We start from the raw sequence: 23,151 nt of genomic DNA on the forward strand, positions 1-23,151 counted from the left end.
CTCGAAGGCCTGCACGTCCGGCGGCGCGTGCTGAGTTCGGACCCGCTGCCCTCCTACGAGCCGACCGCCGAGGCGGTCATCAGCGAGCCGCTGTCAGTGTTAGAACACTGTTTCTCACTCACGACCCGGGCAGCAGGCCGACGGCGCCGCGGGCGACCTGCGCCCAGGCCAGCCGGCCGAAGAGGTAGTGGCACGCCACCTGCTCGCTGGTGAACCGCGCCCAGTCGTAGCGGTTGCCCTGCTCCCGCCAGAACACCTCCCACGCCTCGTCCTCGCCCTGCATCAGGCACCAGGCGTTGTCGACTTCGGCGCCGAGCGAGACGACCTCCGGCGGCACGCCCAGCACGCCGAGCCAGCGCTGGATCGACTGGGTGTTCATCAGTCCTCTTCCCCCTTGGCCTCGGCGAGGTAGCCGAGGGTGACGAGCTCGTCGGCCGCCAGCAGGGCACGGTACCGGGTGCCCCCGCCGACCTGGCCGAACCAGTTCGCGGTCTCCGCCCGCCACATCGGCACCGCGCGCACCACGACGTACCGGCGGTACTCGGCGTCCAGCATCCCGGGCGGCAGCGAGCGTTCCGCGAAGGGCGTGCCGTCGGCGAAGAACACGCGCCCGTAAGCCTGACCGAAGCGGTCGAGCACGGTGTTCATCGGAACCATCACCGGCTCGCCGTGGTCGACGCAGCACTCGGGGTAGTGGTCGCCCGGCGGCCACGCGTACTCGGGCCCGAGCTCGCTGTGCCCGAGGACGAACCGGCGGATCCACACGGCCTGCGTCGCCCGCGCGTACGGGACGTAGCCGTCGGTCAGGTGCCGGGGCACCGGCCGCGGCGGCGCGGTCGGCGACCGGCGGAACCCCGCGGTGACGTTGGTGAGCGCCTGGTCGTCGAAGATCAGCCGCGCGTCCGGGTGGTCGTTGGGGCCGAAGCCCTCCGGGTCCTCGGGCAGCGGCAGCTGCAGTGCCGGCCGGTCCATGGCCACCGGCAGGTGCCCGATCGGGAACATGTGCACCAGGAACAGCGCGACGACGCTTTCCCGCTCCTTGCGCGGCGAGCCGAGCGGCGGCAACGGCGTCGGCGAGCCCGGGTTCGGCGGCGGACCGGCCACCGGCGGAGGCGGCCCGGTCGGCGCGGGCGGGATCGGCGCGGGCGGCGCCGGGGGCAGCGTGAACGGCGGCAGCAGCGGCGACACCGCGTGCGGCCACGCCGCGGGGTTGCCCGAGGGCGGGGTCGGCGCCTCTTCGAAGGCACCCGAATCCGTCAGGCCGTACTCAGGCAGCCGGATCGGCCCGGTGTCGAGGTCGGCCTCGACCGGTTCGGAGCCCGCCTCGGAAGGCTCGGTCACACCCATCCTCCGGCTCGGTCGGTGCCCGCGGGCACTCTGTTCGACGCGGCCGCGTCGCTGCCGGTCCCCCTTTGATACCGCACGCGACACGTGCGGGTGCGGGCGAGGTCAGCTCAGCGCGGCCACCACGCGGGACGGGCTCGGGCGGCCGAGCTGTCCCGCCATCCACGCGCTGGCCGCCACCAGCGTGTCCAGGTCGACGCCGGTGGCCACCCCGAGGCCGTCCAGCATCCACACCAGGTCCTCGGTGGCCAGGTTCCCCGTGGCCGACTCGGCGTACGGGCAGCCGCCGAGCCCGCCTGCCGAAGAGTCCACTGTCGACACTCCACATCGGAGCGCCGCCAGGGTGTTGGCCAGAGCCTGACCGTAGGTGTCGTGGAAGTGCACGGCCAAAGTACCGACATCGCCGAACAGCCCGACCAGGTTCTCGACCTGGCCCGCGGTCGCGACGCCGATGGTGTCGCCCAGCGAAAGCTGCGAGCACCCCATGTCCAGCAGGCGGCGGCCGGCGTCGGCGACCTGCTTCGCCGGCACGGCACCCTCCCACGGGTCGCCGAAGCACATCGAAAGGTAGCCGCGCACGTCCAAGCCGGCTTCGCGCGCCCGCGTCACGACCGGCTCGAACATCGCGAACTGCTCGTCCAGCGTCGAGTTGAGGTTCTTCTGCGCGAACGTCTCCGTCGCGCTCGCGAAGATCGCGATGTGCTCGACGCCGGCGTCGAGGGCCCGGTTCAGGCCCTTCTCGTTCGGCACCAGCACCGGGTAGCGGACGCCTTCGCGGCGGTCGAGCCCGGCCAGCAGCTGCTCGGCGTCGGCCAGCTGCGGCACCCACTTGGGGTGCACGAAGCTCGTCGCCTCGAGCGTCGTCAGGCCGGCGCCCGCGAGCCGGTCGAGGAACTCCAGCTTGACCTCGACCGGGACGATCGTCTTCTCGTTCTGCAGCCCGTCCCGCGGGCCGACCTCCCAGATCGTGATCCGCTCCGGCAGCTCCCCCGCCGAGGGGACGCGCTCCGGCAGGCCCAGTTCGCGCGTGCCCATCAGCGGCGTCGATCCCCGCGCGGCGGGTGGCCGCCCTGGGGCGGCAGCGGCTCGGTCTGCTGCGGCTGCTGCGGCGACTGCTGCTGCGGGGCGCCCGGCCGGTAGTCGTCGTACGGGTTGTCGTTGACCTCGCGGTAGATCACCGTGTGCACCTTCTCGACGTGCGGGATGTCCTCGAACCGCAGCGGCTCGTCCGACGCCGACTCGATGATCAGCGAGCCGCAGCCGAAGACCCGGTCCAGCAGGCCGTGCTCGAACTGGACGCTGTTGATGCGGCCCATCGGGATGTCGATGCCGGTGCGCTTCAGCACGCCCTCGCGGACGATGAGCCGGTCGGTCGTCACGATGAAGTGGGTGGTGCGCCAGCGGACGAGCGGCACCAGGAAGAGCCACACGACGAGCACCAGCGCCACCACCCCGATGGCGATCAGCCCGACGGAGTTCCACGGCGAGCCGGCGTCCCTCGCGAGGATCGCCAGCCAGGTGCCCGCGCCGAGGGTGACCAGCAGCGCGAGCGTCGGGAAGATCAGCATCTTGAAGTGCGGGTGACTGTGCACCACGACGTGCTCTTGCTCGCTGAGCAAATCGTCCGGATAAGCCACGGCGGACGCTCCCAAGGTCGGTGCGGCGATGTCGCTTCACCGTACCGGCGAGACGCCCGGCCGGTGCGTGCAACGCCCCGAAGAATCAGGCCGGGCGGACGTGGACCACGTCACCCGCGAACACGGTGTGCCGCCGGCCGCCGGTCTGGTCGACCTGGAGCTGCCCGGTGGCGTCGATGTCGGCCGCCCGGCCGACGAGCGACGTGCCGTCCGGCAGCTGCACCTCGACGTCCTGGCCGAGGGTCGCGCAGTGAGCGCGGTAGTCGCCCAGCAGTCCGGCTTCGGTGAGGTCGCCGCCCGCGCGCCGCCAGCGTTTTTCCAGGTCGTCGAACTCCGTGAGCAGCGCGATCGCGACGTCGGTGCGGTCGGTGTTCGTGGCGCCCTGCTCGGCGAGCGACGTCGCGGGCAGGCCGCCCGGGCCCGGCTGGACGTCGCCGAGCGGCAGGACGTTGAGGCCGATGCCGAGCACGAGCGACGGCGGGTCGCCGGCGACGGCCTCGGCGAGGATCCCGGCGCACTTGGCGCCGCCGGAGAGGACGTCGTTGGGCCACTTCAGCACGGCGTCGACCCCGACGCCGGCCGCGGCCGCCCGGACGGCGAGCCCGGCGACGACGGAGAGTGAGCCCAGCGCCGTGAACGGGACGCCCGGCCGCAACGCCACGCTGAGGTACAGCCCGGCGCCCTTCGGCGAGCTCCACGTCCGGGCCCGGCGGCCGACCCCCGCGGTCTGCTCCTCGGCCAGCAGAACGGTCCGGTCCGCGGCGCCGTCGTCGACGGCTTTCCGCAGGTCGGCGTTGGTGGAGCCGGTGCGCTCGACGACGTCGATCTTCGCGTACCGATCCTTGAGCGCCGCGGTCAGGCGGGCAGCGTCGATCTCGGGCATGTGTCCACCATATGGGAGTCCCCCTAACGTGCAAGCCGCTCAGTCGTTCACACAGAGGTGCGCTCTTCTAAGTTGGACCCCGTGACGACGAAGCCGACCTCCTGGGCTCGTGGCGCGGCCCTGCGCGGCCTCGTCGCGCTGCCGCTCGTCGCGGGTCTGGTCGCCGCGGGCTGGCTGCTGGCCGACCGGTCGCCCGAACCCGCGCCGGCTCCCCTGCCGGTGGCGCGCGACGCGGCGTCGGGCCCGTCGGTCCTCGAGGTCAGCGCGCCGGTGAAGGCCCAGGAGCCGGGCCAGGGCGCGTCCGGCCAGGGCGGCAAGAGCCCGCTGCAGCAGTGGGCCGGCCAGCTGTCCGGGCCCCTCGACATCCCGGCCGACACGCTGATCGGCTACGCGAACGGCGAACTGGCGCTGCGCGCCGAAGACCCGTCGTGCCACCTCTCGTGGGTCACGCTGGCGGGCGTCGGCTCGGCGGCGTCGAACCACGGCCGAGGCGGCGAGAACCTCCTGGGGCTGACGGCGGCCCAGACCAAGAAGTACGGCACCGACCCCACGATCGCGGCCGGCCGCGCCTTGTGCGCGGGCGGCACGGACCTCGGCGCCGGTGCCGGCTGGTGGAAGGCGATCGCGGCGTACCACCCGGGCAGCGACACCGAGCTGTTCCGCCAGCGCGTGCTGGGCATGGCCCAGCTGTACGCGACGCTCTCCCTGGACCCGGCGTCGGCCTCCTCGCCGTCCGTCCGCGCGACCCGGTTCGCGCTGGGCCAGCTCGGCCTCCCCTATGTCTGGGGCGGCAACGGCCCCGACGCGGGCGCGGCGGGCTTCGACTGCTCGGGCCTGACGAAGGCGTCGTACGACAGCGCGGGCGTGAACCTGCCGCGAACGGCCGACAGCCAGTTCCGGTCGCTCCCACCGGTGCCGGCGTCGCAGGAGCCCCGCCTGGGCGACCTGGTGTTCTACGGCAGCCCGGCGACGCGCATCCACCACGTGGGGCTGTACTTGGGCAACGGCCTGATGATCAACGCGCCGACCGAGGGCCAGGCGATCCAGATCCACACGTACCACTCGAAGGGCGACGACTACGCGGGCGCGGGCCGCCCGGCCTGACCGCTGCCGTCCGGCGAGCCGAGGCCCGACTCGTAGGCGAACACCACGAGCTGAGCGCGGTCGCGGGCGCGCAGCTTCACCATCGCCCGGTTGACGTGGGTCTTCGCGGTCAGCGGGCTGATCACCATCCGGGCGGCGATCTGGTCGTTGGACAGGCCGCGCGCGACCAGCGCGACGGCCTCGCGTTCGCGGTTGGTCAGCTCCGCCAGTCCCGCGCCGGGCACGGGCGGCTGGGTCACGTACCGGTCGATCAGCTTGCGGGTGATCGACGGCGCGAGCAGCGCGTCGCCCCGCGCGGCAACGCGCACGGCGTGCAGGAAGTCCTCCGGCCGGATGTCCTTGACCAGGAACCCCGCGGCGCCGGCGCGCAGGGCTTCGAAGACGTACTCGTCCAGGCCGTAGTTGGTGAGGATGACGACGTGCACGGCGGCGAGCGCCGGATCCGCGGCGATGCGGCGGGTCGCCTCGATGCCGTCGACCCCCGGCATCCGGACGTCGAGGAGCGCGATGTCCGGCAGGTGCTCGAGCGCGAGCGTCACGGCCTCGCCGCCGTCCGCGGCTTCGGCCACCACCTCGATGCCGTCCTCGGCGTCGAGGAGCGCGCGGAACCCGCTGCGGATGAGCGGCTGGTCGTCGGCCAGCAGGACACGGATCATGCCGGGTGGTCCACGGGGAGCTCGGCCTCGACGCTGAACCCGCCTTCGCGGCGTGGCTCGGCTCGGAGCCGGCCGCCGAGGGCCGCGACGCGTTCGCGCATCCCGAGCAGGCCGACCCCCGGCTCCGGCGCACTGTCCACAGTGGCCTCGCCGTCGTCGTCGACCCGGACGACCAGAGCGCCGGGCCGGTGGTCGATCCGGACCGACGCGGTGGCCGCGGCGGCGTGCCGGGCGACGTTGGTCAGCGACTCCTGGACGATCCGGTAGGCGGTCCGGCCGACCGCCGCCGGCACGTCGTCGCAGTGGCCTTCGACCGTCAGGCGCGCGTCGAGACCGGTGGACCGGGCCCGGTTCACGAGTTCCGGGACGTCGTCGAGCCCGTGCGGCGGGTTCGGGTCGTCGTCGCGCAAGGCTTCCAGCGTCGCGCGCAGCTCCCGGGCCGCTTCACGACCGGCGTCGCGGATCGCCAGGAGGGCTTCCGGCACGTCCTCGCCCCGCTTGCCCGCCAGGTGGACGGCCACTTCGGCCTGCAGCTTGATGACGGAGATCTGGTGGGTGAGCGAATCGTGCAGTTCCCGCGCGATGTGCAGCCGTTCCTCGTCGGCCCGCCGCCGCGCGGTCTCTTCGCGGGTCCGTTCGGCCTCGTCGGCGCGGCGCTCGGCCTGGCGCAGCGCCTCCCCCGCCGCGCCGGCGGCGATCAGCCAGGCCAGCTGGAGGACGTCACGGGACTGCGTGAACGCCTCGCCGGTGGTGTGCAGGCCCGAGGCCAGGATCGCGAACGGAACCGCGCCCAGCATCAGCACCGAAGCCACCACCGCGGCGACGCGGTGGCCCGCCCGGACAGCCGCGTACACCGCGAACAGGTAGGCGACCACCGGCACTTCGAACCCGGCGGCCTGGTAGCCGAGTGCGCACGCCGCGGTCACCGCCAACACGATTACCGGCGCCCGGCGGCGCGCCGCCAACGCCAGTCCGCCGGCCACCAGGAACGCGTAGCCCACGGGGTCGAGGTCCGTCGGCACGTGCCGCGCGGAGAGCCCGGCGATCAGCAGAGCCGCCGCCACTCCCGCGGCGATCACCCCGTCCACGACCCTCATCCCCGCACCCTAACCGGATGTTCCGGGCGGCGAATCCGGCGCGAAGAGCATTCGCGGGCTACCGCGCCCGCAGTAGATCTCCGGTTCCTGCGGCGGCCGCGGCAGTGAGAAGTGCCCGCGTCCGCACGACGACGTGCGGCGGGTCCGGCGGCCATCCTTCCCGGACATCGACGAAGGAGTACGCCATGATCGTTGCCGCTGTCAGTACTTATGCCATGACGCCGGGACGCGTGTGGTCCGTGGTGGCCGCGGTGGTGGGGCTGGCCGGCGTGGTCGCCGGCGGGTTGGCCCTGACCCGTGGCCGGGGTGCCGCCCTCGCGCTGGCCGCGGGACTGGCGGGCGCGGCCGGCGGGGTCGTCGTCGTGGCCGCGGCCAAGGGCGGTCCCGGCACCGGGTACGGGATCGTCGGCGGCTGGGCGGCGCTGGTGATCGGCGCGGTCGCCGCGGCGCTCGGCGGGCTGGCGCTGGCTCGCTCGCGCGGTTTTGTCGGTGGTCGCCGCTAGCGTCGGCGGCATGTACGAAGTCGACTTCGCCGAGTTCCCGTCCACGTCGGCCACCGCGTCCGGCGAGTTCTTCGCGCGCGCCTTCGGCTGGGAGGTGACGCCGTACGGGCCCACCTACTCGGATGTCCGCGCACCCGGTCTCACCTTCGGCTTCCAGGCCGACGCGACCGAGCAACCCCGCGCGCCCCTGATCACGATCCGCACGGACGACCTGGCGGCGGCCCGCGCGGCGGTCGAAGCGGCCGGCGGGGAGGTGACGAAGGAACCGTTCGCCTTCCCCGGCGGCCGGCGTTTCCACTTCCGCGAACCCGGCGGCAGCGAGCTGGCGGTGTGGAGCCCGGAATAGCCGTCAGGACATCGCGGCGACGCCGTAGTAGGTCGCGGGATCGGCGGTTTCCAGCGGCAAGCCGAGCGCGAACCGCGTCACGAGGTCCGGGTTGGCGACGAAGTGCCGTGAGAACGACACTGCGTCGGCGATCCCGGCCTCGACCACGGCGTTCCCGGACTCGCGGTCGAAGCCGTTGTTCACGATCAGCGAGCCGCCGAACAGCCGTCGATAGCGTGCGAAGCCGCCCAAGTCCGGTCCGGCGTCGGGTCCGCGGAGGTGCAGGTACGCCACGTCGAGTCCGGCGACCAGCTCGTCGTACTCGGCGCGCAGGGATTCGTCCACAGTGAACAGTCCGCCGGTCCACCACGGCGAAAGCCGCACCCCCACGGCGGTCCCGGCGGCGCTCACCACGTCGATGACCTCCAGCAGCAGCTTCCGCCGGCAACGCCCGTACGCGTCGGTGCGGCGGTTCAGCCGCGGGTGCAGGAACTGCGCGAGCAGGTACACGCCGTTGGCCGCCACTTCGACGCCGTCGAAGCCGGCACGACGCGCGTTCTCCGCCGCCGCGCCGTAGTCCTCGACGACGGCGCGGATCTCGGCCACACTCATCTCGCGCGGAGTCACGGTCGGACGCCGTCCCGAAGCGGTGTGCACAGACTCTCCAGGGTTCACCGCCGACGGTCCGGCCGGCCGCGCGCCGCCGAGGAAGTACGGGTGCGACACCGCGCCGGTGTGCCACAGCTGCACCACGATTCGGGCACCGAGCGCGTGCACGGCGTCCGTCACCGGCCGCCACCCCGCGACTTGGTCCTCGGCGTACACACCCGGGACGTCCGGGAATCCGATGGCCCGCTCACTCACCCAGGTGCCTTCGGTGACGATCAGCCCGGCGCCGGCGCGCTGCGCGTAGTAGGCGGCCTGCGGTTCTCCGGGCACGCCGCCGGGGACGCGCGCGCGGGTCGTCGGCGCGAGCACCACGCGGTTCGGCAGGCGCCATCCGCCCAGGTCGGCAGGGGTCAGCAAGCTCATCGGTCACCTCTGGTCGCAGCGGTTCGTCGGGAGTGCGACGGTGGGTGCGGGCGAAAGGTGACCGATGGACGAGCTGGCCCGGGAGTTCGAGGCCGAACGCGCGAGACTGCGCGGGCTGGCCTTCCGGATGCTCGGCTCCGCGGCCGAGGCGGACGACGCCGTCCAGGAGGCCTGGCTGCGGCTGGACCGCGTGGACTCCGTCGACAACCTGGCGGCCTGGCTGACCACGGTCGTCTCCCGCGTCTGCCTCGACGTCCTGCGCTCGCGGAAAGCCCGTCGCGAGGACCCGTTCGACGTGGTGCCGGAGCTCGCGGCCGACACCGATCCGGCCGGCGAGGTCGAGCTGGCCGACTCGGTGGGCCGCGCGCTGCTCGTCGTGCTGGACGCGCTGGGCCCGGCCGAGCGGATCGCGTTCGTGCTGCACGACCTGTTCGCGGTGCCGTTCGACCGGATCGCCCCGGTGCTCGACCGCACGCCGGTGGCGGCGAAGAAGCTCGCGAGCCGCGCGCGGCACCGGGTCCGCGGCACGTCCGCGCTGCCCCCGGCCGACCTGACGCGCCACCGCCGGGTGGTCGACGCGTTCCTCGCCGCGGCCCGCGGCGGCGACCTCGACGAGCTGCTGGACGTCCTGGCCCCGGACGTCGTCCGGCGCGCCGACGCGGCCGCGCTGCCGGCCGGAGCGGCTCTCGAAGCACGCGGAGCCCGGGCTGTGGCCGAGGAGACGCAGGTGTTCGGGAAACGCGCTCACTTCGCCGAAGCGGCCTTGGTGGACGGCGCGGTCGGGGTCGTCGTGGCCCCGCGCGGCCGGCTGCTGCTCGCCCTCGCGGTGACGGTCGAGGGCGAGCGGGTGGCGGCGTACGAGGTGATCGCCGACCCCGCCCGGCTCGCCGCGCTGCACGTCACGCTCCTCAGCGCTTGATCCGGTACGACAGGTGCGTGACGCCGGTGCCCTCGACGACCTCGGGGCCGGTCAGCGTGGTGGTCGCGTCGAGGCCGTCGAAGAACCTGACTCCTTCGCCGAGGAGCACCGGGATCAGGTCGACCTGAATCCCGTCGAGCAGGCCGAGGTTGAGGCACTGCTGTGCGATCTTGGTGCTGGCGACCGCGACGTTCCTGTCGCCGGCGACCTTCTTGGCCTGCTCGACGGCGCTTTCGACCCCGTCGGTGACGAAGGTGAACGGCGCGTCCGGGTGCGGCCAGTCCGCCGGCGCCTCGTGGGTGACGACGAAGACGGGAACGCCCATCGGGTGCGTGCCGCCCCAGCCCTGCGTGATGTCGAACAGGTGCCTGCCGGCGATCAGCGCGCCGACGTTGTCCATGGCGTCGCGCAGCATCTTCGCGCTGGCTTCGGAGGTCTTGAAGGTCGCCCACTCGACGGCGGTGGGCACCTCGACGTCACCGTTGCCGAACCACCCGAACAGGTGATCGATGCGGTCTTCCGGGTCGGCGACGAAGCCGTCGAGGGACATGGACATATTGGCGATGACGTCGGCCATTTTTAGCTCCTTTGTGCTGGTCGGAGGCGGTTTGCCTCGCTGATGAGAAGTGTTCCGCGAGCACCCGGCCGGAAGATCTGCCACCTGGCCGACATCCGGCGGCGGGGTGGCCGATGCCTTGACAGCCGTCACGGCTTTCGCGACTATGAACAGGTGTTCATGAACGCGTGTTCACAACGAAGGAGATGGGGATGACGGGGATCGTCAACACCGCGCAGGCGGAGGCGTGGAACGGCTACGAAGGGGAGCACTGGGCGTCGCACGCCGAGCGCTACGACGCCGTGAACAACGGGTTCAACGACTACGTGCTCGACCAGGTCGGCAAGAACGACCGGGTGCTCGACATCGGCTGCGGCAACGGCCGGCTGACACGGCTCGCGGCGGCGCGGGCCCGGTCCGCGACCGGGGTCGACCTGTCCGGGCCGATGCTCGCGACCGCGCGGGCGGGGGCGGCGGAAGTGCCGAACCTGACCTTCGAGCAGGGTGACGTCCAGGTGCACCCGTTCGCCGACGGCGGGTTCGACCTGGCGATCAGCCGGTTCGGGGTGATGTTCTTCGCCGACCCGGTGGCGGCGTTCGCCAACGTCCGGCGGGCCCTGAGTCCCGGCGGGCGGCTCGCGTTCCTGTGCATGACGGCGCTCTCCGGCACCGACCTCGGCGCGGTGTTCGGGGCGATGGCGGAGTACCTGCCCCAGCCCACAGGTCCCGACGGCAGCGGCCCGACGTCGTTCGCGGACCCGGACCGGACGACGGCGGTCCTGACCGAAGCCGGCTTCGAGGACGTGGTGTGCACCCGCGTCGAGGCCGACCAGGTCTGGGGACGCGACGTCCCCGACGCGGCGCGGTTCATGGCCGACTGGGGCCCGGTCCGCCACCACCTGGGCATGGTCGACGCCGCGACCGCGGCCAAGGCGACCGAAGCCCTGACGGCGGCACTCGAGCCGTTCGCGGGTCCGGACGCGGTCCGCCTGCGCGGGGCGGCTTGGCTGGTCACGGGAAGGAGGTCGTAGGGCGCTGGTTCTACGATGGCGGTGATGTCACCGAGGAAAGCCGCGGCTCAGCGGGACGGCCAGTCCCTGCACGACCTGCTGGTCGAAACCGCTCAGAAGATGATCGCCACGCACGGGACGACCGGGATGACCGTGCGCGAGATCGCGCGCATGGCGGGCGTCGCCGACGGCGTGCTCTACAACCACTTCTCCGACAAGGAGGAGCTGGTGGCCAGGGCCCTCCTGGAGCACGTGCGCACGACGGAAGCGGAACTGGGCGACCTGCCGGTGGCCGGCGAAGGCACCGTGGAGGGGAACCTCCGCCGCCACCTGGAGTTCGGTCTCGCGCTGCACGAGGTGATCGTCCCGGCGTTCAGTGGCCTGCTCGGGCAGCCGAGGGTCCTGGAGCGGTTCGCGGAGATCAGCGAGCGATCCGGCTACTGGCGCGACCGCCTGCTGACCTACCTGAAGGAGGAGCGCGCACTGGGCAGGCTGCGAGCGGAGTCCGAAGTGGACGCGACAGCGGCCATGCTGGTCGGCCACTGCCACGCCTCAGTGATGGCGGCGGTCTTCCCGCACACGGGCCCGCTCGACCCGCCCACGGTGGACTCGGTGGTGCGAGCGGCCCTCGACGGCATCGCGCCGTAGCGACCCGGCCCGGCTCACCACACCCCGCTGGATGTAGTCGTCGCCGACGTACTCGGTGAAAGGCGTCCGCCGGGCGCTTCTCGGTGAAGGCCGTCCGGAGGAAGCCCGAGGACTGTTAGTCCTTAATGGAATTGTCGACACCAAGCCCACCATTCGCCCGGCAGAAGGGGAAAGACCGAGGGACTCTCCCGCGATACGCTCGCGATATGGACGACGTCGAGGTCCGTGAGCTGCGGTACTTCCGCGCGGTCGCCGAAGAGCTGAACTTCTCCCGCGCCGCCGAGCGGCTCGGGATGGCGCAGCCACCGCTGTCTCGCGCGATCCGGTTGCTGGAGCGGCGGCTGGGTGTCCAGCTCTTCGAACGCACCAGCCGGCACGTCGAGCTGACGCCGGCCGGGAACATCCTGTTCGCGGAGTCGGCGAAGGCACTGGACGCGGTGACGACCGCGGTCCGGCGCACCCGACGGGCCGGGCAGCAGCCGCCGGCGCTCGTCGTCACCGCGAAACCTGGTGTCGCCACCGAACTGCTGCGGCGCATCGCCGACGGGCACCCGGACCCGGTCGACATCCGGGTCAGCGGGTTCGGCGAGCAGGCGGCCGCGCTGCGGGATGGCCAGGCCGACGTGGCCTTGGTCGGCTGCCCGGGCGATCACGGTGACCTGGACGTCGAGGTGCTCTTCACCGAGCCTCGGGTCGCCGCGCTCCCGGTGTGGCACGAGCTGGCCCGCCGGTCCTTACTGGCCTGCGCGGACTTCACCGGGCGAGCGACGCCGTCCTGGCCGGGCGCGTCGGTCGCGGACCGGGCCTACTGGTCGGGCCGGGACGTGACCGGCGGCCCGGTCACGCCGGGGCCGGTGGTGCAGGACGGCTCCCAGCTGCTGGAGACGGTCGCGCGCGGGCAGGCGATCGCGCTGCTGCCGGCGTTGTTCGCGGAGTGGCACCCGCGGACCGACGTCGTCTACCGGCCGGTCGTCGACGCGACGCCGTACTCGCTCGCCCTCGCCTGGCCGGCGGGCGCGCGGGACCTGCGGATCGCGCGGTTCGTACGGACTGCCGTCGAGATCAGCGAAGCACTACCTCGACCGCGACCGGTCCCGGCGGGGTGACGGACCGGATCACCGGCGGCACCCGCACGTCCTCGGCCTCGAACAGCACCTGCAGCTGCTCGAGGTCCGCGGCGGCCAGCACTTCGGCCAGCTCGTCCGCGCGGGCGACGGCGTCCGGGGCGAGCACTGCGGCGTCGTCGAGATCGCCCCAGAGGTCCCACAGGATCATCTCGTGCTTGTTCAGCGCGGCGAGGTCGAGCACGAGGTTGTGTCGCGCGTACGGCAGGCCGCGCAGGAACGGCACGTCCAGGTCCGGCGAGACCACCAGCCGGGCCGGGTCGACATCGCCCGAGCGGGCCGCGGTCCAGGCATCCGCGCCGACCAGGAACCGGTCGCGCGGCACGTCGAGGACGTCGAACTCCGGGAAGTCATCGGCGAGCTGGGCTTCGACCAGGCGCCAGCCGCCGGGCGACCACACCTCCGCGACGACGTGGTCGAGGTACCAGCCCGGCACCAGGTAGTCCGCGAAGCCGACCCTGGCGCGCGCCGGGATGCCGTGGTGGCGTGCCATCGAAACGAACAACAGCGTGAAGTCGCGGCAGCAGCCGACGATCCGGTGCACCGGCGGACGCGGCGATCCGGGCGGCGCCGGGTCGAGTTCGCGCAGGCGCGCGAACATGTCCGACGCGTACCGCAGGTTGATCTCTTCGCCGCGCGCGGCCGAGAAGCCGTGCCGAGTGATGTCGCCCTGGGCCCAGTAGTGGAACACCAGCTCGGACGCCGCCCGGCGCAGCGCCGCGAGGTCGCGCGGAGCTCCGTCGAGCCACGACGACTGCGCGCCCGGGTCGGTGAAGCGGCTCTGGCCGAGGTACCAGTCCATGGCCCCAGACTACGAAAATTCAGCCCGCCTGCGCGGTCAGCTCACCGCGGAACGTCGTGCGGTACGCGCTCGGTGACACCCCTAGTGCGGCCTGGAAGTGCTGGCGCAGCGACGCCGCCGTGCCGAAGCCGGCCTCCGTGGCGACGCGGTCGACCGGCAGGTCAGACTCCTCCAGCAGCTGGCGGGCGCGCTCGATCCGTTGCTGCGTCAGCCATTGCAGGGCCGAGATACCGACCTCGTCGCGGAAACGGCGGGTGAACGTCCGGGTGCTCATCGCCTCGCGGGCGGCGAGTTCGCGCAGCGTCAGCGGGCGGTGCAGGTTCTCCAGCGCCCACGCCCGCGCCGCCTTCGTCGACGACGTGCGCGGCTCGGGCACCGGCCGCCGGACGAACTGGGCCTGGCCGCCTTCGCGGTGCGGGGAGACAACCGTGCCGCGGGCGACCTCGTTGGCGACGGCCGCGCCGTGGTCGCGGCGGATCATGTGCAGCACCAGGTCGATCCCGGACGCGACGCCCGCGGACGTCAGGACGTTGCCGTCGTCGGTGTAGAGCACGCACGGGTCGACCTCGACCTCCGGGAACCGGCTCTGGAGGTCGTCGGCGGAGCGCCAGTGGGTCGTCGCGCGGCGGCCGTCGAGGAGGCCCGCCGCGGCGAGCACGAACGCGCCCGTGCAGATCGACGCGATCCGCGCGTCCCCCGGGATCCGGTCCAGCGCCGCCGCGAGGGGCGGGGTCAGCACGCGCGCCATCGGCTCGTACTCGACGAGCGACGCCGGGACGATCACCGTGTCGGCTTCGGCCAGCACCTCGGGACCGCGGTCGATCGGGATGGTGAAGTCGGAGTCGGTGCGGACCGGGCCGGGTTCGAGGGCGCAGGTCACGACCTCGTACAGCGGCTCGCCCGACGCCGAACGCGCCTGCCCGAAGAGCCGGTGGACGATGCCCAGCTCCATCACGAGCATGCCGTGCCTGACCAGCACGGCGACGTGGTGACGGTCCGGGTGCACGAATTCGGCCATGGCTCGATTCTTGCACAGGTTGTCCATCAGGCCACTCGATCGTGACGGCGGTCCGAGTGACCATCGAGGTCATGAACGTTTTGTGGGTTTTCGCGCATCCCGAGCCGCGCTCGCTGAGCGGGGCCCTCCGTGACGACGGGCTCCAGACGCTGCGCGAGTTCGGTCACGACGTCCGGGAGTCGGACCTGTACGCGATGAAGTGGAACCCGGTGGTCGACGCGGCCGACTTCGGCGCCGAGGCCGGCGACGACCGGCTGGTCGTCGGCGCGACGTCGGCCCGGGCGCACGCGCGGGGTGAGCTGAGCCCGGACATCGTGGCCGAGCAGGAGAAGCTCGACTTGGCGGACGCGGTCATCGTGCAGTTTCCGTTGTGGTGGTACGGAATGCCGGCGATCCTCAAGGGCTGGTTCGACCGCGTGTTCGTGAAGGGCTTCGGCTACGGCGTCCGGGCGGAGGACGGCCGGACCCTGCGCTACGGCGAGGGCCGGCTCGCGGGCAAGCGCGCGATGGTGGTGCTCACCGCGGGCGCCCGCGAGCCGGCCATGGGGCCGCGCGGGGTCAACGGCGCGCTGAACGAGGTCCTGTTCCCGCTGCACCACGGAACGTTGTTCTACGCGGGGATGTCGGTCCTGGAGCCGGTCCCGGTGTACGGCGCCGACCGGCTGCCGGACGAGCGGTTCGCCGAAGCCCGGCAGCTCCTGCGCACGCGCCTGAGCGCCCTGGAGACAGCGGAGCCGATCCCGTTCCGCACGCAGAACGGCGGCGACTACGACGAAGACCTGACCCTCCGCCCCGACCGCATCCCCGGCGCGACGGGCCTGGCCATCCACCTCACCTGAGGTCAGCGGGCAGCGCGACCGCCAGCAGGACGCGGCGCTGGCGGTCGCTCACCTCATGCCGGCAACGTCAGCCGCTGTCCCAGCCCGCCGTCCACCGGCAGATCCGCTCCCGTCGTGAAGGTCGCCTCGAAAGCCAGGAACAGCACCGCCGCCGCGACCTCCTCGACCGTCGCGTGCCTCTTCAACGGCGTCACCTCATCCCCCGTCGCCTTGAACGAAGCCAGCACCGAAGCCGGCACCCCGGTCACCCCCATCGTCGGGGTGTCCGTGTAACCGGGGCTGACCACGTTCACCCGGATCCCGCGCGGCGCCAGCTCGGCCGCGTACGTCAGCGCGAACGAGCGCACCGCCGCCTTCGCCGCCGAATACGGCCCCATTCCCGCGATCCCGGCCCCAGCCGTCACCGAGGTCGTGAACACGAACGACCCGCCCGGCCGCACCAGCCCGGCCAGCCGCTGCGCCGTGAAGTACGCGCCCTTCGCGTTGACGTCGAACGTCCGGTCGTAGATCTCCGGTGTCGTGTCGGGAAACGGCGTCAAGGTGGCGAAACCGACGTTGATGAACACCAGGTCCAGCGAGCCGAGAGTCTCCGCGGCGGCCGACCCCAGAGCGTCGATGTCGGCCAACGACGAAGCGTCCGACGACAGCAGGTGCGCCGGCAGGTCCAGCCCCGAGACGTCGCGGCCGGTCGCCAGCACCTCCGCGCCGCCGTCCAGCAGCGCCCGCACCACCGCCAGGCCCATGCCGTGCGTGCCGCCCGTGACGACAGCCTTCTTCCCCGAATACTTCACCGGATCTCCTCGATGACGCTCGCGATCGCGTGCGAACCGTGGCCCGCCGCCACCGCGCGGTCGAACAGCTCCTGCAGGACCGCTGGCACCGAAGCGCTGATCCCCTGTGCTCGGCTCGTCTCCACCAGCAGGCCGAGCCCGGCCGCGTTGATGTCCAGCGCCGACACGTCGGTCGCGTAGTCACCACTGGCCACCTGCGCGCCGATCCCCGGCAGGAACCCGCTGACCGCCGAGAGCCACGGCACCGCCATCGGCGTGAACGTCGAAGGCGCGACCCCCTCGGTCCCCACCAGTGCCAGCGCGTGCAGGTACCCGGCCATCGTCGACCACATGATGCCCAGCAGCGCCAGGTCGTACAGCGCCGCCAGACCGGGGTCCTCACCCAGGAAAACCGGCTCCCCCAGCACCGACAGCACGTCGCGCTGCGCGGAAAACACCGCCGGCGAACCGCTGTACAGGATCCGCGACTCCGGAGTCCCGATGCCCTGCGGCACCGCCATGATCACGCCGTCCACGTAGTCGATGCCGGCGGACGAAGCCCACGCGGCCGCCTCGCGAGCCTGCGCGGGCGTCCCTGAAGTGAGGTTGACCAGTACCTTGGGCAACGCGGCTTCCAGTACTGATCGCTGACTGTCGTATGTGGACAGACAGCTGAGCACGACGTCCGCCGAGGCCACTTCCGCCGGCGTGGCCGCGAGCCGCGCGCCACGGTCGAGCAGCGGTCCCGCCTTGAGCGGCGACCGGTTCCACACCACGACGTCGTGGCCGGTCCCCAAGAGCACGCCGGCGAGGGCGGCGCCCATCCGCCCCAGGCCGAGCACGCCCACCTGTTTCTTGCTTTCTCCCATGCCGATCATGCTGCAACCAGCGCTTTACTATGGACAAGTACCGACTATTAAGTCAGGTACCCACCAAAAGGTAAGGATCCTGCATGCTGGCGAGAACCTACCGCTGCGGACTGGACGCGGCGATCGACGTGGTCGGCGGCCGCTGGAAGGCCCTGATCCTGTGGGCACTGCACGCCGAACCGCTGCGGTTCGGCGAGCTGAAGCGGAAGGTGAGCGGGATCAGCGAGAAGATGCTGATCCAAGCGCTGCGAGAGCTGGAAGCGGACGAGGTCGTGCACCGCGAGGTGTTCCACGAGATCCCGCCGAAGGTCGAATACTCGCTGACCGACCTGGGTCAGCGGCTGAACACCGCATTGCTGCCGCTGGGCGACTGGGGCGAAGAGAATATGACCGGCATCGCGAAGCGGCGCGGCGTCACGCCCGCGCTGCCGCATACTCCTTGAGCGTGATCGCGTTGCCCGCCTTGAGCGGCATCTCCTCGATCACCTTGCGCCACGGCAGGTACGGCAGCAGCTTGTAGTTCAGGTTGCGCAGCCGGATCCACGCGCGCGTCGGCGGGACGAACCACTTCCCGTTGCCCTGGGCCAGCTTCTGGCAGACGTCCACGAAACCGCGCATCTCCCGCTCGTAAGCCGCGAACGCCGTGGTGTGGTCGGCGGCCGCGAGCTCGCCCGCCAGCACGTACGCGCCGACGATCGCCAGGCTCGTCCCCATGCCCGAGAGCGGCGCGGCGCAGTACGCGGCGTCGCCGACCAGCGCGACGCGGCCGCGCGAGTACGAGTCGAGCACGATCTGGCTAGCCGAGTCGAAGTAGAAGTCCGGCGCCCCGCGCATCGCCTCGAGCAGCTTCGACGTCTCCCAGCCGCAACCACTGAACGTCTCCTCGATGATCCGACGCTGCTGCTCGACGTCGCGGTGGTCGTAGTCAATCCCCTGAGAGCCGAACCAGAACAGCGCCTTCGCCTCCGCGTTGTCGCGCGCGCTGTAGACGCCGATGGTGCGGTTCGGCTCGTTGTAGAACCGGCCGGTGTGGTCGAGGCCGAGGTGGTTCGGCACGGTGAAGATCGAGACGTAGTACCCGAGGTCGCGGCGGTACCGGGACTCGTCGCCGAAGACCAGCGAGCGCACGTTCGAGTGCAGCCCGTCGGCCCCGACGACCAGGTCGAACTCGCGCGGCTCGCCGTGTTCGAAGGTGACCGTGACGCCGTCGTCGCGGTCGAGGACGCCGGTGATCGAGTCGCCGAAGACGTACTCGACGTCGTCCTTCGTCGCTTCATGAAGGATCCGCGACAGGTCGCCGCGCAGGATCTCCAATTCGCCGCTCTGGAACGTCGGGGGCGTGACGACCAGCGGCCGGTCCTCACCGTCCACATAGGTCACTTCGCCCATCCGGGTCGCGGCCGCTTCGACCTGCTCCAGCAGGCCCATCCGGTCGAGGACCCGCAGCGACGCGCCGCGAAAGTCGACCGCGTAGCCGCCGTCGCGCAGTTCGGGGGCGCGTTCGACGACCGTCGGCGTGAAGCCGTGGCGGTGGAGCCAGAAGGCGAAGGCGGGGCCGGCGACGCTGGCGCCGGAGATGAGGACTCGTCGGTTCGTCATGCCGAGAACCATAACCGCGATTTAGGCGATCGCGCAAGACGGTCGCCTAAGGCGTTCGTGCTAGGCTTCGGTCATGGGCAACAAGGAAGCACTCCTGGCCGGCGCGAAGCGCTGCCTGAACGAGAAGGGCTACGCCCGCACGACCGTGCGAGACCTGGCCTCGGCGGCGAACGTGAGCATGGCCGCCATCGGCTACCACTTCGGTTCGCGGGAAGCGCTGCTCAACACCGCGCTGATCGAGGCGAACGAAGAGTGGGGCGAGACCCTCGCGAAGGTGCTGCAGGTCGAGACGCCCGCGACCGTGTCACCGGCCGAACGGTTCGAGCTGATCTGGCGCCGGGTCATCGACTCCTTCGGCGAGCACCGCCGAATGTGGGCGGTGAGCATGGAGGCCTACTCGCAGCCGGACCTGGACCCCGAGGTGCGCGCACAGCTGGCGAACGCCCTGGAGCTGGCCCGTTTCGGGCTGGCGAACCTCTTCCAGGGCCTCGACGACGGCAGCGACGAGGCCCGGGCCGTCGGCACCGTGCACCAGGCCCTGCTGTCGGGCGCGATGCTGCAGTGGCTGATCGACCCGGACCGCGCGCCGTCGGGCGCCGACCTCGTCCGCGGCCTGCGCCTGATCGCGACGGACGTCCTGGCTTAGACCGTCACGAGAGCGCGGCTGAAGAACGTCGAGGCCGCGGACATCGCGTCGGCGTCCAGGAGCACGTCGCCGGGGCGGCTGCCGTTCCCCAGGAGCACACCACCCCAGTTCATGCCGAGGTACTCCGCGCACAGCTCGAGCGTGCCGATCAGCGGCTGGGCCTCGCGCGCCGTCTCGCTCAGGACGCTCACGCCCCACAGCGACTTGCCGCGCATCTTCGGCTTGAACTCGACCGGCAGCCGCATCCAGCCGGACCAGTAGTCCAGGTAGAGCTTCACGCTCGCCGCGACCGAGTACCAGTAAACCGGCGACACGATGACGATGTCGGTCGCCGCGAAGGTCGCGTCCATCAGGAGCTGCTCGTTCTCGCCCGGCGCCGGGTGGTCGCCGGCACCGTGGCGGCGGTCCTCGAACGGCGGCAGCGGCAGCTCGGGCAGCCGGAGCCACCGCTGTTCGGCGTCGCGAGGCAGTTCCCTCGCCGCCCGGCGGGCCAGCATCTCCGTGTTCCCGCCGGCACGTGCCGCGCCGACCAGGAAGAGGAAGTTCCGCGTCATGACCAGTCCCCTCAGTTACTTGCATGTACATATAAAGACTGTCCCTGGACTATGCTGATGTCAAGAGGAAGGGCGGAAGATGACCGTCGACGAACAGTCCTGGGGACGCATGCTCGTGCTGCACGCCCGCATCGAGCAGGAGCTGGGGAAGGCGCTGCAACGGAGGCACGGGCTCGGCCTGTCCGAGTACCGCGCGCTCGGCAAGCTGGTCGCGGGCCCGCGCGGCGGCCTGCGGATGCAGGAGCTCGCCGAGGCGATCGGGCTCAACCAGAGCTCGGTCAGCCGGATGTGCGCGCGCCTCGAAGACGCCGGCCTGACCATCCGCGACCTGTGCGAAGACGACCGCCGCGGCGTCTATTCGGTGATCACCGACGCCGGCCGCAAGCGCTACTCCGAGACCGAGCCGACGTACTGCTCGGTGCTGCGGACCTCGCTCGACAAGGCCGCGGGCGACCCGGAGCTCACCGCGGCCGTCGCCGCCGTCCGCGGCGCTTGACCCGTATATGCCTCAGTGGTTATATACGGGCATGCCCGCGAAACTGCTGACCGTCGATGACCGCCCGGTGCTGCGACTGGAACGCCGGCTGAAGCACGCGCCCGAGAAGGTCTGGCACGCCATCACGGACCCGGCCGAGCTCGCGCACTGGTTCCCGGCGAAGGTGGCCGTCGAGCTGCGCGACGGTGGCGTCATCCGGTTCACCTTCCCCGGCGAGGACCAGGCGACGACCGGGCACGTCGTCACGGCCGACCCGCCGCGCGAGTTCACGTTCGTCTGGAACGACGACACCTTGCGCTGGCTGATCTCCCCCGACGGCGACGGCAGCCTCCTCGAGTTCACCCACACCTTCGGCCGCGGCGACCCGGCGATCGCGAAGCTCGCCGCGGGGCGCACCGCGAGCGGCTGGGACGTCTGCCTCGACACCCTCGACGCTCGGCTGTCCGGCCACGACTTCGAGCAGCCGAAGGACTGGCACGCCCGCATGGCGTCCTATGTGGAGGAATTCGGGCTCGGCTTCGGCGAGGTCCTGCCGGACGGCACGATCCGCTTCCGCCGCGACCTCGTCTGGAAGCCGGTGGACGAGGCCCGCGCGCTACTCCCGGACGAACCCGGCTGGCACGTGCTCCAGGACCCGCTGGAAGGCACCCGCGTCGAACTCACGGAGAAGCAGGAGGACGACGTCCCGGCGCAGCTCGCCCGGCGCCACGAGCAGCTCGACAGGCTGTTCGCCGCGACGCACGGCGTCGAGCTGCCGGACTGGACGCCCGACCACGTCGAGGCCGTGAAGAAGCATTACGCGGAGCGTCCGACTCAGGGTTGACGCGCGGCGCGGGTGTCCGCATTACGTTCGGCACATGCGAATTCGCGTGGTGCTGGACGCGCTCGCGGTCCTGGTGCTGGCGTTCGGGGCCGGCGGGAACCTCGCCGCCGGTGCGTGGGCGTTGCCGCCGTGGCTGCCTGCGTGGCTCGGCTGGAGCATCCTGCTGACGAGCGTGACGCCGATCCTGCTGCGGCGTTGGTGGCCGCGGCCCGCCTACATCCTGGCGCTCGTGCTGACCGCGGCGGCCGTGCCGATCGGCGGGCCGGTGCTCGCGATCGCCGTCGTGGCGGCCGGGTGCGCGCTCTACACCTTCGTGGTGCGCCGGGGCAGCCGGGCTTCGCGGGTCGGGTTCGCGGCCGGGCTGCTCGGGATCGGCCTGCTCGGGATCGTGGTGCCGAACCCCAGCACCGCCACCACCGTCAACTTCGGCGCGTCGGCGCTGATCGTCGGGTTCGCGCTCGGCATCGCCGTGCACGGGCGCCGCGAGTACGCCGCGGCCGAGCGGGAAAACCACGCACGGGAAGCGGTTTCGGCGGAACGGCTGCGGATCGCGCGCGAGATGCACGACGTCGTCGCGCACAGCATGAGCCTGATCGCGGTGAAGGCAGCGGTCGGCAACCACGTCGCTCTCGAACAGCCCGCGGAGGCGCGGGAAGCATTGCGCGTCATCGAAGACGCCAGCCGCGAAACGCTGGCCGAGCTGCGGCGGATGCTGGGTGTGCTGCGCGACGGCACGGGCGTCCCGGCGCTGGCACCCGCCCCGACGCTCGACGACCTGCGCGCGCTCGCCGAACGCGCGGAGCAGGCCGGCCCGTCCGTCGACCTCGCCGTCGAGGGTCTCGACGAGCTGCCGGGCGGCGTCGGCCAGTCGGTGTACCGGATCGTGCAGGAGGCACTGACCAACGTGGTCAAGCACGCGGGCGCGACGACGTGCCGCATCCGCGTCACGGGCGGCGAAGGCGAGGTGAGCATCGAGGTCCGCGACGACGGCCGCGGCGGCTCCGCGCCCCCCGGCCACGGACTGATCGGCATGCGCGAGCGCGTGGCCGTCTACGACGGCGAGTTCTCGGCCGGCCCGTTCGAATCCGGCTTCCGCGTCTTCGCGCGACTCCCCTACGAGACGGCGGTGGCCCGATGACCCGCGTCCTGATCGCCGACGACCAGGCGTTGCTGCGCGGCAGCTTCCGGGTGCTGGTGGACAGCGCACCGGGACTGGAGGTGGTCGGCGAGGCATCGGGCGGCGTCGAGGCGGTCGCGCTGACGCGGCGCGAGAAGCCGGACGTCGTGCTGATGGACGTCCGGATGCCGTCGATGGACGGCATCGAGGCGACGCGCCGGATCTGCGCGGAGTCGGCGGTCCGCGTGCTGATGCTGACGACGTTCGACCTGGACGAGTACGTGTACGCGGCGTTGCGCGCGGGCGCGAGCGGGTTCCTCCTGAAGGACACGCGGCCGGCGGACCTGCTGTCGGCGATCGAGATCGTGGCTTCGGGCGACGCGCTTCTGGCGCCCTCGGTGACCCGTCGGCTGGTATCGGAGTTCGCGCGGCTGCCGACGGGCCCGGTGACGCAACTGGAGGGCGTGACGGCGCGCGAGCAGGAGGTACTGGCGCTGATCGCGCGGGGGTTGTCGAACGACGAGATCGCTTCGCGGCTGCACCTGGGGATCGCGACGGTGAAGACCCACATCGGGAGGCTGCTGCACAAGCTGGCGGCGCGGGATAGGGCGCAGCTGGTGATCGCGGCTTACGAATCCGGCCTGGTCCGCCCTACCGCGGGTCGTGAGTGAGAAACAGTGTTAGATAGCCGGTGTAAGCGATCCTGCGGTACGGCAGGCGCTCGAAGAAGACTTCGCGCCCGCCCTTGGCGAGGCCGACGAGCGTGCCCACGGTGGACGC

The 23,151-nt window shown here is 71.9% G+C and carries 29 protein-coding genes; 14 read left to right on the forward strand and 15 right to left on the reverse strand.

Features of this window, described 5'->3' with window-relative positions:
• Positions 1 to 118: 118 nt before the first annotated feature.
• The 5 genes from AB0M59_RS52280 to AB0M59_RS52300 all read right to left on the reverse strand — a co-directional run bounded on the left by AB0M59_RS52280 (position 119) and on the right by AB0M59_RS52300 (position 3,864).
• Complete coding sequence (locus AB0M59_RS52280) at positions 119 to 379, reverse strand: hypothetical protein (RefSeq protein ID WP_003105220.1); 261 nt, start codon at positions 377 to 379, stop codon at positions 119 to 121.
• On the reverse strand, positions 379 to 1,341 hold the full coding sequence (locus AB0M59_RS52285) for a TNT domain-containing protein (protein WP_364631527.1): 963 nt from the start codon (positions 1,339 to 1,341) through the stop codon (positions 379 to 381). The genes AB0M59_RS52280 and AB0M59_RS52285 overlap by 1 nt, the downstream gene beginning before the upstream one ends.
• Positions 1,342 to 1,449: 108 nt before the next feature.
• Complete coding sequence (locus tag AB0M59_RS52290; protein ID WP_364631530.1) at positions 1,450 to 2,379, reverse strand: hydroxymethylglutaryl-CoA lyase; 930 nt, start codon at positions 2,377 to 2,379, stop codon at positions 1,450 to 1,452.
• The gene (locus AB0M59_RS52295) at positions 2,379 to 2,981 is read right to left on the reverse strand and encodes a PH domain-containing protein (protein WP_364631533.1); all 603 of its coding nucleotides are present in this window, start codon (positions 2,979 to 2,981) and stop codon (positions 2,379 to 2,381) included. Before AB0M59_RS52295 ends, AB0M59_RS52290 begins: the two co-directional genes overlap by 1 nt.
• Before the next feature lie 85 nt (positions 2,982 to 3,066).
• Entirely contained in the window at positions 3,067 to 3,864 is a 798-nt protein-coding gene (locus tag AB0M59_RS52300) for a biotin--[acetyl-CoA-carboxylase] ligase (RefSeq protein ID WP_364631536.1), read from the reverse strand.
• An 81-nt stretch (positions 3,865 to 3,945) separates the two neighbouring features.
• Between AB0M59_RS52300 and AB0M59_RS52305 the strand changes: the two genes are divergently transcribed.
• Positions 3,946 to 4,968 (forward strand): C40 family peptidase, encoded by a 1,023-nt coding sequence (locus AB0M59_RS52305; RefSeq protein ID WP_364631539.1) that lies wholly within the window; start codon positions 3,946 to 3,948, stop codon positions 4,966 to 4,968.
• On the opposite strand, the gene AB0M59_RS52310 is transcribed toward AB0M59_RS52305, so the two are convergent.
• Together AB0M59_RS52310 and AB0M59_RS52315 are read right to left on the reverse strand one after the other, a co-directional pair.
• The gene (locus AB0M59_RS52310) at positions 4,941 to 5,624 is read right to left on the reverse strand and encodes a response regulator transcription factor (protein ID WP_364631542.1); all 684 of its coding nucleotides are present in this window, start codon (positions 5,622 to 5,624) and stop codon (positions 4,941 to 4,943) included. The genes AB0M59_RS52305 and AB0M59_RS52310 overlap by 28 nt on opposite strands.
• Positions 5,621 to 6,721 (reverse strand): histidine kinase, encoded by a 1,101-nt coding sequence (locus AB0M59_RS52315; protein ID WP_364631545.1) that lies wholly within the window; start codon positions 6,719 to 6,721, stop codon positions 5,621 to 5,623. Before AB0M59_RS52315 ends, AB0M59_RS52310 begins: the two co-directional genes overlap by 4 nt.
• Before the next feature lie 185 nt (positions 6,722 to 6,906).
• Between AB0M59_RS52315 and AB0M59_RS52320 the strand changes: the two genes are divergently transcribed.
• Entirely contained in the window at positions 6,907 to 7,224 is a 318-nt protein-coding gene (locus tag AB0M59_RS52320; RefSeq protein ID WP_364631548.1) for a DUF6223 family protein, read from the forward strand.
• Positions 7,225 to 7,234: 10 nt separating this feature from the next.
• Complete coding sequence (locus tag AB0M59_RS52325) at positions 7,235 to 7,570, forward strand: VOC family protein (protein WP_364631551.1); 336 nt, start codon at positions 7,235 to 7,237, stop codon at positions 7,568 to 7,570.
• A gap of 3 nt (positions 7,571 to 7,573) precedes the next feature.
• On the opposite strand, the gene AB0M59_RS52330 is transcribed toward AB0M59_RS52325, so the two are convergent.
• Positions 7,574 to 8,581, reverse strand: coding sequence for an alkene reductase (locus tag AB0M59_RS52330; RefSeq protein ID WP_364631554.1), 1,008 nt, complete (start codon positions 8,579 to 8,581; stop codon positions 7,574 to 7,576).
• Positions 8,582 to 8,645: 64 nt separating this feature from the next.
• Between AB0M59_RS52330 and AB0M59_RS52335 the strand changes: the two genes are divergently transcribed.
• Entirely contained in the window at positions 8,646 to 9,500 is an 855-nt protein-coding gene (locus AB0M59_RS52335) for a sigma-70 family RNA polymerase sigma factor (protein WP_364631557.1), read from the forward strand.
• Here the strand turns inward: AB0M59_RS52335 and AB0M59_RS52340 are convergent.
• A complete protein-coding gene (locus AB0M59_RS52340; protein WP_364631560.1) occupies positions 9,490 to 10,077 on the reverse strand; it encodes a dihydrofolate reductase family protein in 588 nt (195 codons plus the stop codon). The genes AB0M59_RS52335 and AB0M59_RS52340 overlap by 11 nt on opposite strands.
• Before the next feature lie 191 nt (positions 10,078 to 10,268).
• On the opposite strand from AB0M59_RS52340, the gene AB0M59_RS52345 reads away from it, so the two are divergent.
• From AB0M59_RS52345 to AB0M59_RS52355, 3 genes are all read left to right on the forward strand, one after another.
• The gene (locus AB0M59_RS52345; RefSeq protein WP_364631563.1) at positions 10,269 to 11,087 is read left to right on the forward strand and encodes a methyltransferase domain-containing protein; all 819 of its coding nucleotides are present in this window, start codon (positions 10,269 to 10,271) and stop codon (positions 11,085 to 11,087) included.
• A 15-nt stretch (positions 11,088 to 11,102) separates the two neighbouring features.
• Positions 11,103 to 11,714, forward strand: a complete 612-nt coding sequence (locus tag AB0M59_RS52350) for a TetR/AcrR family transcriptional regulator (protein WP_364631566.1) — start codon at positions 11,103 to 11,105, stop codon at positions 11,712 to 11,714.
• Between the two features lie 206 nt (positions 11,715 to 11,920).
• A complete protein-coding gene (locus AB0M59_RS52355; protein WP_364631569.1) occupies positions 11,921 to 12,820 on the forward strand; it encodes a LysR family transcriptional regulator in 900 nt (299 codons plus the stop codon).
• Here AB0M59_RS52355 and AB0M59_RS52360 read toward each other — a convergent pair.
• Both AB0M59_RS52360 and AB0M59_RS52365 read right to left on the reverse strand, forming a co-directional pair.
• Complete coding sequence (locus tag AB0M59_RS52360; protein WP_364631571.1) at positions 12,777 to 13,640, reverse strand: transglutaminase-like domain-containing protein; 864 nt, start codon at positions 13,638 to 13,640, stop codon at positions 12,777 to 12,779. The genes AB0M59_RS52355 and AB0M59_RS52360 overlap by 44 nt on opposite strands.
• A gap of 19 nt (positions 13,641 to 13,659) precedes the next feature.
• Complete coding sequence (locus AB0M59_RS52365; protein WP_364631574.1) at positions 13,660 to 14,658, reverse strand: helix-turn-helix domain-containing protein; 999 nt, start codon at positions 14,656 to 14,658, stop codon at positions 13,660 to 13,662.
• Positions 14,659 to 14,729: 71 nt separating this feature from the next.
• Between AB0M59_RS52365 and AB0M59_RS52370 the strand changes: the two genes are divergently transcribed.
• The gene (locus AB0M59_RS52370) at positions 14,730 to 15,497 is read left to right on the forward strand and encodes an NAD(P)H-dependent oxidoreductase (RefSeq protein WP_364631577.1); all 768 of its coding nucleotides are present in this window, start codon (positions 14,730 to 14,732) and stop codon (positions 15,495 to 15,497) included.
• Between the two features lie 53 nt (positions 15,498 to 15,550).
• On the opposite strand, the gene AB0M59_RS52375 is transcribed toward AB0M59_RS52370, so the two are convergent.
• Positions 15,551 to 16,288 (reverse strand): SDR family oxidoreductase, encoded by a 738-nt coding sequence (locus AB0M59_RS52375; protein WP_364631580.1) that lies wholly within the window; start codon positions 16,286 to 16,288, stop codon positions 15,551 to 15,553.
• The gene (locus tag AB0M59_RS52380) at positions 16,285 to 17,136 is read right to left on the reverse strand and encodes an NAD(P)-binding domain-containing protein (RefSeq protein WP_364631583.1); all 852 of its coding nucleotides are present in this window, start codon (positions 17,134 to 17,136) and stop codon (positions 16,285 to 16,287) included. Before AB0M59_RS52380 ends, AB0M59_RS52375 begins: the two co-directional genes overlap by 4 nt.
• 83 nt (positions 17,137 to 17,219) lie before the next feature.
• Here AB0M59_RS52380 and AB0M59_RS52385 point away from each other — a divergent pair, with 83 nt between their 5' ends.
• Positions 17,220 to 17,579, forward strand: a complete 360-nt coding sequence (locus AB0M59_RS52385; RefSeq protein ID WP_364631586.1) for a helix-turn-helix domain-containing protein — start codon at positions 17,220 to 17,222, stop codon at positions 17,577 to 17,579.
• Here AB0M59_RS52385 and AB0M59_RS52390 read toward each other — a convergent pair.
• Positions 17,551 to 18,735 carry an FAD-dependent monooxygenase gene (locus tag AB0M59_RS52390; protein WP_364631588.1) on the reverse strand — a complete coding sequence of 395 codons (1,185 nt, stop codon included), beginning with the start codon at positions 18,733 to 18,735 and terminating at the stop codon, positions 17,551 to 17,553. The genes AB0M59_RS52385 and AB0M59_RS52390 overlap by 29 nt on opposite strands.
• 73 nt (positions 18,736 to 18,808) lie before the next feature.
• On the opposite strand from AB0M59_RS52390, the gene AB0M59_RS52395 reads away from it, so the two are divergent.
• Positions 18,809 to 19,381 carry a TetR/AcrR family transcriptional regulator gene (locus tag AB0M59_RS52395; RefSeq protein ID WP_364631591.1) on the forward strand — a complete coding sequence of 191 codons (573 nt, stop codon included), beginning with the start codon at positions 18,809 to 18,811 and terminating at the stop codon, positions 19,379 to 19,381.
• Here AB0M59_RS52395 and AB0M59_RS52400 read toward each other — a convergent pair.
• Positions 19,378 to 19,935 carry an NAD(P)H-dependent oxidoreductase gene (locus tag AB0M59_RS52400; RefSeq protein WP_364631594.1) on the reverse strand — a complete coding sequence of 186 codons (558 nt, stop codon included), beginning with the start codon at positions 19,933 to 19,935 and terminating at the stop codon, positions 19,378 to 19,380. The two genes, AB0M59_RS52395 and AB0M59_RS52400, sit on opposite strands and share 4 nt — an antisense overlap.
• A 79-nt stretch (positions 19,936 to 20,014) precedes the next feature.
• On the opposite strand from AB0M59_RS52400, the gene AB0M59_RS52405 reads away from it, so the two are divergent.
• Genes AB0M59_RS52405 through AB0M59_RS52420 form a run of 4 tightly spaced genes read left to right on the forward strand, consistent with a single transcriptional unit; the run spans position 20,015 to position 23,042 of the window.
• Positions 20,015 to 20,431: a MarR family transcriptional regulator gene (locus AB0M59_RS52405; protein ID WP_364631596.1), complete on the forward strand. Its 417-nt coding sequence runs from the start codon at positions 20,015 to 20,017 to the stop codon at positions 20,429 to 20,431.
• A 31-nt stretch (positions 20,432 to 20,462) separates the two neighbouring features.
• Positions 20,463 to 21,254 (forward strand): SRPBCC family protein, encoded by a 792-nt coding sequence (locus AB0M59_RS52410; RefSeq protein WP_364631599.1) that lies wholly within the window; start codon positions 20,463 to 20,465, stop codon positions 21,252 to 21,254.
• A 34-nt stretch (positions 21,255 to 21,288) separates the two neighbouring features.
• Entirely contained in the window at positions 21,289 to 22,392 is a 1,104-nt protein-coding gene (locus tag AB0M59_RS52415; RefSeq protein WP_364631602.1) for a sensor histidine kinase, read from the forward strand.
• The gene (locus AB0M59_RS52420; protein WP_364631604.1) at positions 22,389 to 23,042 is read left to right on the forward strand and encodes a response regulator transcription factor; all 654 of its coding nucleotides are present in this window, start codon (positions 22,389 to 22,391) and stop codon (positions 23,040 to 23,042) included. Before AB0M59_RS52415 ends, AB0M59_RS52420 begins: the two co-directional genes overlap by 4 nt.
• Positions 23,043 to 23,151 lie beyond the last annotated feature (109 nt).

The organism is Amycolatopsis sp. NPDC051371, assembly GCF_040682155.1.
Lineage (GTDB): Bacteria > Actinomycetota > Actinomycetes > Mycobacteriales > Pseudonocardiaceae > Amycolatopsis.